Origin of the sequence: Acinetobacter sp. TY2 (genome assembly GCF_046269225.1) — a bacterium.
In the GTDB taxonomy this organism is placed as follows: Bacteria; Pseudomonadota; Gammaproteobacteria; order Pseudomonadales; family Moraxellaceae; genus Acinetobacter.
Map to the genome: position 1 here is coordinate 53789 of NZ_JBJZOR010000012.1, position 14677 is coordinate 68465.

Consider the following 14677-nt stretch of genomic DNA (forward strand, 5'->3'; position numbering starts at 1 on the left):
TATTTCATAGACTTAGGAGTACCGTAACTTTTTAATGGTGAATTAATTTAGAATCCACATTGCTGTAAGGTTTGTGCAATACCTCTACGCCAATGTACTTCAAATTGACCTGTGCCAAAGCTGCGCATATACGGTATTTTCGCTCGTAAATGCTGTGCATACTTTTCAGGATTGACCAGATACATAGCAGCAGTCAAAGCATTACTTACTTCTTGAGGATTACTACATCGAATAAGCCCTACACCTAAGCGATCATTCCGCATAAACTTCTGCTTATGCTCCGTAGTATTACAATTAAAGTGCACACCAATATTACCCGTAATACTGTTCCACATTTGCCAAACCTGATCAGCGAGATACCAGTCATTCTGACGTTTAGATGGATCATAGATCAGCAATAAATGGCAATGATAGCCTTTATCTACCCCCTGCTCTAATGCCCATGCATAACCCCGTAAACCCATGAAACATCCATCTTGATTTGCGATACGATTTCTTAAAATATCCATATGCTGTTGAACATCTTGAATACCTACATAAACCTGTTGTGCCTCGAGATAACCCAAATCAACACGCACAAATAACAGCTCAGAATAATGGGTAATGAGTTTAGTCAGGTACTGATACAGTGAATTTCGATTCTGCTGTTCTTGTTGGATAAAACGAGCATGCTCATTCCAATAATCATTTTGATATTGATAGAGTACAAAGCATAGGGTTTGAACTTGCTGAGTATTAAAATTTAAGATCTGTGATGCAGATTGACCATTCAGAAAATGATCAATCCAGTACTTACACTGAATAAAATATTGGATGGATACAGTGTAGTGAAGCTGTGCTGAATAGAAATACTGAAACGCTTCATATAATGTACTGAGTGACTGTTTGAACTGTTGTTCACTCATCTGTTCAAAACAGACGCTATAAACAAAGTCTTCAATCGCAATACAAAGGTTAGATTCATTCCTGATTGGTGTAGTTAAATTCATGTTGTGATACTCATCATGTTAGGATTCATATCACAACCATGTCTGTAATCTTTTACTTGTTTACCCATATATATGAGTAAATAATCAATCAATAATTAAATAAGATATTGATAAGTATATAATTAGTATTATATATAATAACTTTAATAACCCGCTAAGCTCCATCTACGACTTAACAGCAAATCGATTAGATCGACTGAGCATAAAACACATGACTTAAACTAGCAAAGTGAAGCTAAAGTTAATTTTTGGGGTTACTACTCTTGTCATTTGTTGTCTTAGAACCTTTGATCAGTACCTTTGGCACATCTTTTTGGCTATCAAGCTGAAACAGATCACGATATACAATAAATTTGATTAGAGTTTCCAAAATGAAGTGATGAGCATTTTTATCTTTGGCCTGAATCAATATAAAACTTTCAGCGTATTCAGATCTGGAACGGTATATGGGCAACAACTCAACAGGTGTATGTCGGATACATGTACTCGGCACATCCAAAAAAGTCGCGCATTTTTCTGTAATAAAATTATTCCAATATTCTGAGAGCAATTCTTCAATATGACTTACCTGCTTCACACAGCCCCTTTCAAGGAACATATACATATCCACATAAGGATTATTATGAGCATCTAATTGCCATAGGCCCAAGTAACCTAACAACCATTTGAGAGGTTTAGCACGCTTTCCCGTTCTTAAAAAACTAGTAAATGCTTTTGATAAATTGTCTTGGCTCAATACACCGCTGTTCAATTCACAACTTAACTTGACATGCAGCAGATAAACATCTTCTGTTAATAGCTTCTTAACATATTGTTTTGAACTCACTAAACGCTTATCACAGACCTTCCGCTTGTGATCAAGATATAAACTTAATGTGTCCGAATTACCCTCAAGACATATTTTAAAATCAGCATTATTTTCAGATGTTAAAAAAATACTATCCATTGACTTATGCTGGAGCTCATACCAAAAGAATGCAAATTCATTGACATATTTGGCACTATGAAAATTTATTGATTCCTCAAGGATTAGTGTATTTGTGGAAAAGTTTAAATTTTCAAACATTGATAGTGCATTCAAACCAACATTTCGTTTTTTATCGTCCAGTGACAATTGGTTCAGTAAGCTACTCCGCTTCAACAGCGACAATAGCCGCTTACCAGTCAGACTCAAACATTTCCGAAGCTCTTTGTCAGTTAATGTCTGATTTGATGACAGTATAGGGATTAAAAAGGGTTGCTCAAAACTCTGCTGCAACATTGCAGCCATCATTTCAAAATCCAGTAAATATTGTTTTAAACATTGGTTATCAGCGAATTGCTCACTGTAATATAATTCAGCCAACGCCATGTATATTTTCATTTTCTTTGACAATTGGCGAGTAGACCAAATTTTCTTTTCATCAGTTTGAGTGACTAATTGTTGAAATTTGAGCACTGGCTTAGGATTGACTATAACAACATCCATAACTTGGGGTATAGCAGAATTCAAAGTATCCAAATAAAAATTTATTTCATAAGGCTGTTCATTCAGTTCATTGATATATTCCAACTTAATATAGTCATCAACCAAATAAAAATAACTTAAAATCCAATACTTGAATTGCTCGATCTTTCCGAGATTCGCCTTACCTATATGTCCAACTGCCTTATTTGAAAAGTTTTTACGGACAACTTCATTCCAATTTCGTACCTGTATATAAAAATGATTCCTAAAGTTCAAATCAAACAGATATTGCAACTGTTCAACCACACCTTGTTCATCAAATTTCGGAGAATGCTTAAAAATAAGAATACAATGCAAATTCACGCCTAAATGAAAATCATGCTCAAATTTAGTGTTTGCACGGACAACGTTGGGTAAGCTTTGTAAAAGACTGTATACCATTGGAAGTTGTTGATAAATTAAATTAAAAAAATGATCGAAGCTATTGGCGTCGCGGTTTTGATGAGGATTGATAAATCGAACATCAACACAAAGGACATACACACTGCCTAGTTGTTCAAGCAAAAAATCAAATGATTGATACAACTTACCTAAATGATCCAGTCTTTCTTTTCTTTTTTCCCCTTTAGCAATGTAATCGTGCTCGTCTTGCTCTTGAATTTTAGATATACCATCAAAGCACTTTTCCTTAGGAAAACTGTCTGTATTCCAATTTTTGTCGCTTGCAATATTAATGTCATCAATTTGAAAAAATGACTGGTTAAATAAGTGCAACTCTTCCAGATCAATCACTCCTGCCATCCGAAGTCGTTGCTGTAATTTTTTTGTGATTTCTGGATTTATGTAGATTTCTTTAAAAATATTGAAATTATCACTCAATCGTATATTTGGTAATTTCATCATATTGCGATCAAAACGTAATGCACTGAAAGTTGCGTGTACTTGATCAAGCCGATTTTGATCATTATTTTTGACTGCCTCTTCATAGGTATTAAGGTTTGTTATTACGCGATTCAAGACTTTATCAACAAAAAATTCTATGTTTTTCAAAACATGTAGTGATTCATTAAAGAATAAATCACTTTCAGAATTCTCAGCTTTTCGCGTTCTAATGGAACGCTGAACACGCTGGCTTAAAATTCTAAAAATATCATTTTTTTTGATTTCTATTATTTTCATTTTTTAATAAAATATCAGTAAAAGTAAGTATTATATCAAACAAATCAATTCCATATTTCTACTATTAATCACATTTATATAAACTATTAATTCAAAATAAAAAAACATATAATTTGCCAGAATATAAATGAAAATGACTATTATTCCTATTTAATGAGTGTGAAATTTATGCATGACTTATTCTTTTTCTGAAAAAGTAATTTTACGAACAATGGAAAAATAAATTAGCTTAAGAAGTTTGAAGAAATAAGAATCGATCTTAGATCAGCAGTTCGAGACATCAAATATAAGTAAAGTATAATTAAATTTATCTTAATAATAATTTTGATACATACGCTATGTTCAATAACATAGCGTTTCAATAAATTAGACGTTCAACCATTTCATAACCTGCTCCCCATACCACTCCATGATTTTTACACGCTCATCCCAGTACTGTGCTCGGTTATAGGCTGAGCGAATTCTGTTTTGAGGAACATGAGCAAGCTGGCGTTCAATCGCATCGGGATTAAATAGGTTTGACTCATTAAGGACCGTACTGAATAACGATCTAAAACCATGTGTTGTCATTCGACCTGCATAGCCTGACCGCTTAATGACTGCCAAAATGGATTCACTACGCATCGGTTCTTTATTACTTAGACGATGTGGGAAAAGCAATTCTTGATTATGGGTAAGTCTTAAAGCTTGCAGTTCTTCAATCATCATGTCCGTCAATGGTACACGGTGCGGAAGACGATTCTTCATGCGTTCTTCAGGTATATCCCACTTACGGCCTTCCAAATCAAACTCATCCCAGCGTGCTTGCAGTAACTCACTTACTCGAACGCCTGTAAGCATAATCAGGACAATGGCATGGTGTGTTTGAGCATCAGCAGGATAAGCCTTAATACGTCTGAGGAACCCAGGCATTTCAGCGGCAGCTAAAGAGGCTAAGTTTTTAACCCTTTTATTCTTAAGGGCATAAACCAAATCACCTGCAGGATTATCGTAACGATAGCCATGAGCAATGGCATATTTCAAAACCATTCCACAACGAGACAAGGTGCGTTTAGCTACTTCAAGTGAGCCTCTTGCCTCAATCTTTTTTATGATCTGCAAAATTTCAGGTGCTTGAATCTGATTAATACGCTTATTTTCTAATGAAAGATACAACTCATCCAGAGATGCTCTGACATTGCTAATATGTTTTGGAGACCACGTCTCCTTCTGATTCTCGAACCAATCTTCAGCTACTTCTTTAAAGAAAGGCTTTATGTCCTCATGAAGTACTGACTTGGAATGTCTATATTTAAGCTCATAAGCCATTTCTCTCGCTTTTTTCAAACTAAGTTCTGGGTATGGTCCTAGTGACTCAGATTGACGCTGCCCATGAACGGTATAGCGGACATTCCAATATTTCTGCCCTTTAGTCGTAATAATCAGCGATAAACCATGTGAATCCGATAGACGATATTGCTTGTCTTTCGGTTGGGCTTTTCTACATTCTGCATCTGTGAGTGACATATCTTTAACCAGAATTTGTTGTGTTAATTTCTGGGTAAATTTTGCCAATTTTTACCCACACAAAGCAAAAATAGGGTCAAATCGCTTAGGACAGCATCGGACAAACAAGGCAATAAAAAAGCCTTTAAACATTGAGTTTAAAGGCTTTTTTACATTCAGTCGAACAGCTCTGAATTGAATTTTGGTGGAGGTGGCGGGAGTTGAACCCGCGTCCGCCAGCACTACGCTCGAGAATACTACATGCTTAGATATCGTCTATTATTTTAACCCTTTGTGACCCGACGAACAGGATACTCAGGCGATCCTCTAAATTTAGTACAAAGCCCCGAGGCGTGGCTTTAATACGGACTTGTGTGCGTGCGCTTCAGTCGGACTCTCTAACCACAAGTATTCGGAGAGGCGGACAAGCTGCCCTTAGGCAGCTAGAGCGTATGATTCGTCGTTTGCGACTAAAAAATGCAAATTTGATTTACGAGAGAAAATGCGCTCTCGGCATGCATCTATGAGTTTCATCACCAGCGTCGAAGCCAGAAACACCCCCAAAGTACGCAGTTATCATAACATATTTAATTAAAAATACGATCATATTTTCAAACAATTACACTTCTTGATACGCTAATGAGTATAAATACGCTAATATTTTCTTTTTTAAGCTAATAACAGAAAAACGATGAGCTATTTACTAGCACTTGATCAAGGAACGACTTCGAGCCGCGCAATCATTTTTAATGAAAATGGAAAAGTACATGCGACCGCTCAAAGAGAAACACACATTAAAACGCCACATTCGGGTTGGGTCGAACAAGATGCACAAGAAATTTGGACGACACAAATTGCGGTTGTGCAACAAGCCATGGCTTCAGCCCGTATTCTCGCTAAAGATTTCAAAGCACTCGGACTAACCAATCAACGAGAAACTACAGTCGTTTGGGACAAACGTACAGGTTCCCCTCTCGCTCCTGCCATTATTTGGCAAGACCGCCGTGCGGCAGAATGGTGCAACAGCCTATTACAAAACAACAAAATGAATAAAATTCATAAAAAAACTGGGCTACGCATTGACCCCTATTTTAGTGCAGGAAAACTAGTATGGTTATTACAAAATATTGATGGCTTAAGAGAACTCGCACAACAAGGTCATGTCGCTTTTGGTACTATTGACAGTTGGCTAATTTGGAATTTAACTCAAGGGAGTCAGCATGTTATTGAAGTAAGTAATGCCTCTCGTACCATGTTGATGAATCTTGAAACTCAACAGTGGGACACTGAACTACTCGAACTGTTTGATATTCCACGTTCAGTTTTACCTACAATTATTCGTTCAGATGAATATGTCGCCAATACTGCTCCTGGTTTATTGGGTGCAGAAATTCCAATTGCGGGTGTCATGGGCGATCAACAATCTGCACTATTTGGTCAATCTTGCTTTGAAGCTGGCACGGCGAAAAACACCTATGGCACAGGATGTTTCATGCTCTTTAACACCGGTAAAAAACTACAGTATAGCCAAAATCAACTACTCACCACACTCGCATGGAACTGCCAAAATAAAACCAGTTATGCTTTAGAAGGCAGTGTTTTTATGGCAGGTGCTATAGTGCAATGGCTAAGAGATGGTTTGGGTATTATTAAAAATAGTACTGAAGTGGAAAAACTTGCCTGCCAAGTCAATAGCACTGATGGTGTCGTACTTGTTCCAGCATTTACAGGATTAGGCGCACCCCATTGGGATACCGATGCGCGCGCTTTACTCTGTGGTATGTCACGAGGAACAAATAAAGCCCACATTGCCCGTGCTGCCTTAGAATCAATTGCTTTTCAGGTTTCCGATGTCCTCACCGCTATGCAATCTGACATTAACCAACCCTTAAAAGAGTTACGTGTCGATGGTGGTGCAAGCCAAAATGATATGCTCATGCAGTTTCAAGCAGACATATTAAATGTTCCTGTTTTACGTCCCAAATTGCTTGAATCTACCGCATGGGGTGCAGCAGCAATGGCTGGCTTAAAAATAGGTGTATTTGATAATCTACAACAGATAGCAGAATCTTGGCAACTTGATCGTTCTTTTGAACCCAATATGAGTACCGATCAGCGGACTTTCCATTTAGAACAATGGAATAGTGCCTTACAACGCGCAAAGTCTTCGCTTTAAGTAAAAGCCTCGACATTTGAGCAGTATAAAAATCATAAAAAAGCCCGATCATTAAATCGGGCTTTTTACATTCTAAATTATGCTAAGAATCATAAATCTTAATGTGCATGCCCTGCACCAACTGAACCTTTCGGCTTTGGACTTAACCAAATAAATAGCCCTGCAAAAATAAATAACATCGCAAAAATCAAAAAAACATGATTGACTGACATTGTCAGTGCTTCTTTATCGACAAGATTAGATATAACACCTAATGCTCGCTCGGAACTAAAGCCATTCTGCATTAAATTTTGCTGTGTCTCTTCAACATGCATACTCGATACCATTTCACTGCGTGCAAGTTTGGCATGATCATCCCAAATCGTAACAGCAATGGATGCCCCTATCGCGCCTGCCATAGTACGAACAAAGTTCATTAAACCCGCTGCAGATGCAAGTTCATCAGGACGAACCGCACCAAGTGCAATATTGGTTAAAGGAATAAAGAAGAATGGTACAGCAAAACCTTGAATAATTTGTGGCAATGCCAGAGTCATAAAGTCGGCATCTGTAATCCAAAATGAACGCATCAAGGTGACTACACCCATTAAAATCAGACCAAAACTCGCCAATGCTCTTGGGTCATATTTCGTCACTAGTTTTGCCACAATGGGTGACATCAACAAGCTACCAAACCCCATTGTTGCTGTCAGATAACCTGCCCAAGAAGCTGTATAACCTAGATTAATTTGCAACCATTGTGGGATCAATACAATACTGCCAAAGAATGCGCCAAAGGCAAAAGCAAGTGATAAGGTCGCAACGGTAAAGCCACGATATTTGAAAATTTGGATATTCACCACAGGATGCTTTTCGGTGATTTCCCAAATCACAAAGACAATAAAACCAATAATGGTAATGCCTGCCAAAATCCAAATGAGACTACTGCTAAACCAATCATGTTCATGTCCAAGATCAAGCATGAGCTGCAATGCGCCAATCCATAAAATCAACAATGCTAAACCCACACTATCAATTTTCAATTTTGCAATTGGTGTTTCTGCCGATTTTAATAAGCGCATTGCTGCAACAGCACAGAAAATCCCGACAGGAATATTGATAAAGAAAATCCAGTGCCAAGACATATTATCACTGATGGTCCCACCCAAAATTGGACCGAGAATTGGACCAACAACGGTGGTCATTGCCCACATGCCCATGGCTTGAGCCTGTTTTTCGGGTGGAAAAATTCGCATCAGCAATGTTTGACTGAGCGGCATAATTGGTCCACCAAATAAACCCTGCCCGATACGACAAATCACAAGCATGGCTAAACTATTTGAAAGCCCACATAAAATTGAAAATAGCGTAAAACCAATCAGGCAAATACAAAAGACTCGAACTGCACCAAAACGCCCTGCCAGCCACCCTGTGAGTGGAACACAAATCGCCTCGGCAACTGCATAAGAGGTAATGACCCATGTGCCTTGCGAACTTGATACTGCTAAGCTGCCAGTAATATGCGGTACCGACACATTGGCAATGGTCATATCGAGTACGACCATAAAGTTTGCCAATGCCAAAACGAAGGCAGCGAAAATTAATCTTCCGCCCTTCAGATCATGAAATACTGGAGTATTCATGATCTTAATTCTTTGTTAAATCAACGGTCGCTTCCATAGAAAGACCAACACGTAAAGGATATTTTTCCAAGTCTTTTGAATCAAGTTGAATACGTACGGGTAAACGTTGAACCACTTTAATCCAATTCCCTGTCGCATTCTGTGCAGGAATTAAGGCAAATGCTGAACCTGTTCCACCTGAAAAACCAATGACCTTACCGTGATATTCAACATCATCACCATATAAATCTGATGTCAATGTAACCGTTTGCCCAACTCGAACTTTTTCCAATTGGCTTTCTTTGAAATTCGCATCAACATAAAGTTGATTGATTGGAACAATACGCATTAAAATTGAACCAGGTGCAACACGTTGTCCCACCTGAATACTACGACGTGCCACCACACCATCAAGTGGTGCACGAATTTCTGTACGCTGTAAATCTAACTGAGCCTGTTCAACTTTTGCCTGTGCAACCAATACGTCAGGTGTTGAAGATTGTGATGCACCTTTAATAAGTGCTTCATTGGCATCCAAATTACTTTGGGCTGCTTTACGTTTCGATTCCGCTTGTGCTAAAGCTGCTTGTGCCACTTTCAAGTTAGCTTGAGCATTGTCTAAAGCACTTTGTGATTTGGTAAACTCTTCTTTAGAAATTGCCCCCGAAGCACTGAGTTTATTTCGACGATCAAACTCTTGTTGTGCTTGTTGCTGTGCCACTTGTGATTGTGCCACCTGCGCTTTGGCACTATTGATGTCATCACCACTAATCATAATTTGAGATGATAACGAACTACTATTTGCAGAACTTTGCGTATATTGACGTTTAGCTTTAGCAAGTTCCGCCTGTGCTTGTGCAAGTGCAATTTGTGCATCTCGAGGATCAACGATAGCCAACACATCACCTTGTTTCACTTGCTGTGTATCGCTGACCTTAACTTCGGCAACTTGCCCACTCACCATTGAAGTAATTTCAGCCGTTTCTGCACCGACATAAGCATTGTCTGTGCTGACTGTCTGTCCAAATACTAAATGATAAATTGAATACACAAGCGCAATAATGATGAGAATCACCGCAAGGATACTGAGTAACTTCTTACGCTTGGTTTTCATTGCTTGGTCAGTTTCTGACGATTCAATTTGTGGATCAGGTGTATTTTGTGCTTCGGTCATCGCATATTCCTAACTGACTTAAACTCGGTCAAAACATCAGCACACTCTAAACCTATAATCTGAAGATAGTCTGAATCACAGTTTATGGTATTTGAAGGTTTGTATTGAGGATGGTCAAGTCAATTTCTTAAAATTTTAGGGTCTAATTTTACTATGAAAAATCACAATATGAGAATAAAAAAATAACTCTATAGTTTAATTTTAATTTTTAAAGCAATACTATTGATTCTATTCTTCTTTTAAATAAAAAATAAGCCACCAGAATGCTTATTTTAATGGTTCGTTTTGACACAATGAGTACAAAGTGTACCAATTAGTACACTTTGTCAATTTAATCAATACGCATAAGACGCAATAGCAGTGGCAATCGCCTTCCCTTCATTATTGGTCATTGTCATACGCATGGTACAACCTTTACGTCCCATACGGAGTGTTTCAGCACGAGCAATAAAATACTCGCCACGACCCGGTGCCAAATAATCTACACGCATATCGACTGTCGCAAGGCGTGAAACTTTTTTAAGTGTATCGGGCAGTTGATCTGCTTCAGCGCGTTTATATAATTCTCCCATCGCGACAATGCCACCAATACTATCGAGTAAAGTTGCAGCAACACCGCCATGTAAAATTTGAAAAGCAACATTTCCAATCAAGTAGGGTTTCATTTCAATGAAACCCTCAATTTCACCATCAACTACACGCATTTGCATGGCGTTATGAGAAAAATAAGGTGAACCATTAAATGCTTGCGTTAACTGATTGAGTACGACATTGATATCAGCTTTAGCACCTAAATGTAAGTTACCTGTCCACTTCTTTTGTGACTCTTGGAGAGTTGAATCACTTTTAAGCGAATCTTGAGGAGAATTATTCATTTTACATCACCGCTTTTTCAAATCGACATCATCAAGAAAAAAGCACACACTTTTTTCCAAAAAAAATATTAAGAGTCTACAATAAGCCACTAGTTTAATACTGAATAATGAGATTGTTATGACTTATACGTTCAATCGTCCAGCGTTTCCTGCAACTCGTATGCGCCGTATCCGCAAGAATGATCAACTCAGAGCTATGGTTAGCGAAACGCATTTAACAGCAGATCATCTTATTTATCCAGTATTTGTACTTCCGGGTCAAAATCAAAGCCAAGACATTCCAAGCATGCCGAATGTGCAACGTCTTTCAGCCGATCTGTTGCTTAAGAAATCAGAAACCTTAATTGAATTGGGTGTGTCGAAGCTTGCACTTTTTCCTGTAACGCCACAAGAAGACAAAAGTTTATTAGCAGAAGCTGCTTGGCATGAAGATGGTTTAGTACAAAACACTTTACGCCTACTGAAAAAAGAATTGCCTGAGATGGTACTCATCACAGATGGTGCGCTTGATCCTTATACCACGCACGGTCAAGACGGCATTTTGGATGAAACCGGCTTTGTCTTGAATGATGAAACCGTTCAAGCCCTTATCAAACAATCTCTCAGCCATGCCGAAGCAGGTGCAGATGTGATTGCTCCAAGTGACATGATGGATGGTCGTATTGGTGCAATTCGCCAAGCGCTTGAAAGTAATGGTCATATTTATACAAGCATTATGGCGTACTCAGCAAAATATGCATCAAGTTTCTATGGGCCATTCCGCGATGCAGTCGGTTCATCAAGCAACTTAAAAGGTGGCAATAAATACACGTATCAAATGGATATTGGAAACCGTGCAGAAGCATTGCATGAAATTGCACTCGATATTCAAGAAGGTGCAGACATGGTCATTGTGAAACCAGGTATGCCATATTTAGATGTTGTGCGTGAAGTGAAAGATACTTTTGGCGTACCAACATTTGTTTATCAGGTCAGTGGTGAATATGCAATGTTGGCAGCTGCCATTCAAAATGGTTGGTTGTCAGATAGCGTCATTATGGAATCACTCATGTGCTGTCGCCGTGCCGGAGCTGATGGTATTTGGACATATTTCGCGGAAGATGCAGCACGTAAATTAAAAGAGATGAAATAAGTTTTATCTTAAAAAATACATCAACAAAAAAGCTTCATTAATATGAAGCTTTTTTGATCTTAAAATTTACCATATAACAATAGGTTTTTTAATTCCCCCTTTACTCTTGCAGAGCTAACGCCTCAATCCCACAAGAAGAAATCTCCAACTTAAAATTTAAATAATGATCAATACTCAGTTTTAATTTTTGCAAGAACCTTACAGTTTTACATCAATATTTATAACTATATGCAAGCCCTAAAATATCTTGACTCATTCATGGTGGTGACCTTAATATCAATTAAGGAAATCATATTTTGTTTAAAACATTTTGTAATCCAACTAAAAATGGCATGCTTATCTTTTTTATGCATAAGTGAAATTGAAAATAATTTTTATGTATATAAAGAAAAATATTCACAATGCTATTTTCAATATGCTCTAATATCTAAACATTTTTAAACAGAAATACAGCATGCACATCGCCATTATCGGTGCAGGGGTCAGCGGATTACTGACCGCACTCGAACTTGTAGAGCAAGGCTGTGAAATAAGTCTATTTGATCAACAACAGACAGGACATGCTGCTTCATGGGCAGGTGGTGGAATTCTCTCCCCGATGTATCCATGGCGATATCCGCGTGAAGTCAATCACTTAGCAAAAGATGGTAAAGCTTTATATCAACACTGGAATGCAAAAATATCACCCAAAACAGGCATCGATTTTCAAATTAATGAAACTGGTATGTTAATTTTTGATGAAGATAATTTTGAAATTGGATTGAATTATAAAAATTTATACAATGAGCCGATGCAACACTGTGAATATTTAAAACGTGAACAACTTGAACATGTCAATCCGCATATTTCAACAGCATTTCAACATGCAATTCATTTTCCACAGCTTGCCAATGTGCGTAATCCACGATTATTAAAATCACTCACGGCATATTTAAAACAGCACCCTCAAGTCAAGATTTATGAAAACACATGGATTGATGAATTCCACATTCAATACGGGAAAATTCAATCTATTCAAGCACAAAATGGGAAAAAATTTGTTGCCGATCAATTTGTGATTGCAACTGGTGCATGGTCAAATCATTGGTCGAAGCAACTACACGTTCAGATTCCCGTTGAACCAGTACAAGGGCAAATGTTGCTCTTTAAAACGCCTGAAAATTGGCTACCGACCATGTGTATGAATCAGGTCATGTATCTGATTCCTCGTTTAGATGGTCATGTGGTCTGTGGTTCGAGTATGAATCATCTTGGTTTTGAGCATCGACCATCGGTGCAGACTCAACAAAATATTTTTAAAGCCTGTACGCAAATAGTCCCTGAACTTGCCAATTTTCCGATTGTAAAACAATGGGCAGGTTTACGCCCAAGCTCCCCCACAGGTATTCCCTATATTGGACAAATGCCAAATATTGGAAATCTTTGGGCAAATTTCGGACATTATCGAAATGGTTTATGTATGGGACCATCATCGGCACAATTGCTTAGACAACTGATGTTAAAGCAACCGACAAATGTTGATCCTACAGCCTATTCACCATTACAACTGATTTAAAAGGATTTGATACACAAACATTAAGCGATTTAAAAAACTACCCAAATAATCATGTTAGAAATAGCGAAATTATTCACCCATGATATTTTTCAATGCCAATTTATAATCAGAATATTTGAACTTAAATCCTGCTTCCATCAATGCGTTTGGCTTTACATATTGCCCATTGAGCACCAATTGTGACTGCTCGCCCATCATCAAACGCATCACCCATGCAGGTAGGCTTAAAAATGGTTTACGTTTTAAAGTTAATGCTGTGATATTTGCAAATTCAGCTTGAGAAATATGGTCAGGCGCAACAACGTTATAAATTTTATCTGTTGATGTGGTTTTAAATAAAAAGTAAATGGCTTGAATGACATCATCCATATGCACCCATGTGATCGGCTGTTTACCTGATCCAATTTTTCCTATCAAATTTAATTTAATGGGTAATAACATTTTCGGTAAAATACCCCCACCCTGCCCAAACACGATACCTAATCGAATAATACGTGTATCTTGCTCAGCATCTTTCAGTGCTTCTTGTTCCCACTGTTGGCAGAGCTCTGACATAAAAATAGCTTGTGGTTCACTATGCTCATTACAACTTTTAGCCCAAAGTTCAGATGGGTCAATGCCATAAAAACCAATTGCAGAACCTGAAATAATCCGTTTCGGTTTCATCTTATTTTTTTGCAAATAGCGATACAATTGCTGTGTCGTTTCAACTCGACTTTGAATCAGCTGTTTTTTACGTGCATCTGTCCAACGTCCATCACCAATACTTTCACCTGCCAAATTGACTACATAATCAATTTGATGCGTTTGAATCTCATCGAAATGCTGAATCCATTTCATATTTGGATGTTTTGCAACACGATTTGCCTGACGGGTCAAAGCAATGACCTGAAAATCACGATCAAGTAAAAACTTAACAAGGCGTTGTCCAATAAAACCTGAAGCCCCTGTGACCAATACTTTTTCTTGAATCATAAGCCACCTTTCATTCTTTTCATCTATGATTATTGGGTGGCTATTGCATCTTCAATCAACTTCAATATTGTCAATTATATCAATAGCCA

The 14677-nt window shown here is 37.8% G+C and carries 10 protein-coding genes and 1 other RNA gene; 3 read left to right on the forward strand and 8 right to left on the reverse strand.

Features of this window, described 5'->3' with window-relative positions:
- Window positions 1–47: 47 nt before the first annotated feature.
- The 4 genes from ACK1JC_RS09500 to ssrA form a co-directional block, all read right to left on the reverse strand.
- Entirely contained in the window at window positions 48–989 is a 942-nt protein-coding gene (locus tag ACK1JC_RS09500; RefSeq protein WP_409511630.1) for an inovirus-type Gp2 protein, read from the reverse strand.
- A gap of 241 nt (window positions 990–1230) precedes the next feature.
- Complete coding sequence (locus ACK1JC_RS09505; RefSeq protein WP_409511631.1) at window positions 1231–3615, reverse strand: hypothetical protein; 2385 nt, start codon at window positions 3613–3615, stop codon at window positions 1231–1233.
- A gap of 366 nt (window positions 3616–3981) precedes the next feature.
- Window positions 3982–5121, reverse strand: a complete 1140-nt coding sequence (locus ACK1JC_RS09510; RefSeq protein ID WP_409511632.1) for a tyrosine-type recombinase/integrase — start codon at window positions 5119–5121, stop codon at window positions 3982–3984.
- A gap of 182 nt (window positions 5122–5303) precedes the next feature.
- Window positions 5304–5662: a transfer-messenger RNA gene (ssrA, locus tag ACK1JC_RS09515) on the reverse strand.
- 129 nt (window positions 5663–5791) lie between these two features.
- Here ssrA and glpK point away from each other — a divergent pair.
- The gene (glpK, locus tag ACK1JC_RS09520; RefSeq protein ID WP_409511633.1) at window positions 5792–7276 is read left to right on the forward strand and encodes a glycerol kinase GlpK; all 1485 of its coding nucleotides are present in this window, start codon (window positions 5792–5794) and stop codon (window positions 7274–7276) included.
- Between the two features lie 98 nt (window positions 7277–7374).
- On the opposite strand, the gene ACK1JC_RS09525 is transcribed toward glpK, so the two are convergent.
- The 3 genes from ACK1JC_RS09525 to ACK1JC_RS09535 form a co-directional block, all read right to left on the reverse strand.
- Window positions 7375–8898, reverse strand: coding sequence for a DHA2 family efflux MFS transporter permease subunit (locus tag ACK1JC_RS09525; protein WP_409511634.1), 1524 nt, complete (start codon window positions 8896–8898; stop codon window positions 7375–7377).
- Window positions 8899–8902: 4 nt separating this feature from the next.
- Window positions 8903–10051: an HlyD family efflux transporter periplasmic adaptor subunit gene (locus tag ACK1JC_RS09530; RefSeq protein WP_409511635.1), complete on the reverse strand. Its 1149-nt coding sequence runs from the start codon at window positions 10049–10051 to the stop codon at window positions 8903–8905.
- A 335-nt stretch (window positions 10052–10386) separates the two neighbouring features.
- Entirely contained in the window at window positions 10387–10926 is a 540-nt protein-coding gene (locus ACK1JC_RS09535) for a thioesterase family protein (RefSeq protein WP_409511636.1), read from the reverse strand.
- Window positions 10927–11044: 118 nt separating this feature from the next.
- Between ACK1JC_RS09535 and hemB the strand changes: the two genes are divergently transcribed.
- Together hemB and thiO are read left to right on the forward strand one after the other, a co-directional pair.
- Complete coding sequence (gene hemB, locus ACK1JC_RS09540) at window positions 11045–12058, forward strand: porphobilinogen synthase (protein WP_409511637.1); 1014 nt, start codon at window positions 11045–11047, stop codon at window positions 12056–12058.
- 454 nt (window positions 12059–12512) lie between these two features.
- The gene (gene thiO, locus ACK1JC_RS09545; RefSeq protein WP_409511638.1) at window positions 12513–13613 is read left to right on the forward strand and encodes a glycine oxidase ThiO; all 1101 of its coding nucleotides are present in this window, start codon (window positions 12513–12515) and stop codon (window positions 13611–13613) included.
- 69 nt (window positions 13614–13682) lie between these two features.
- Here the strand turns inward: thiO and ACK1JC_RS09550 are convergent, their stop codons facing one another.
- Entirely contained in the window at window positions 13683–14588 is a 906-nt protein-coding gene (locus tag ACK1JC_RS09550) for a TIGR01777 family oxidoreductase (RefSeq protein WP_409511639.1), read from the reverse strand.
- Window positions 14589–14677 lie beyond the last annotated feature (89 nt).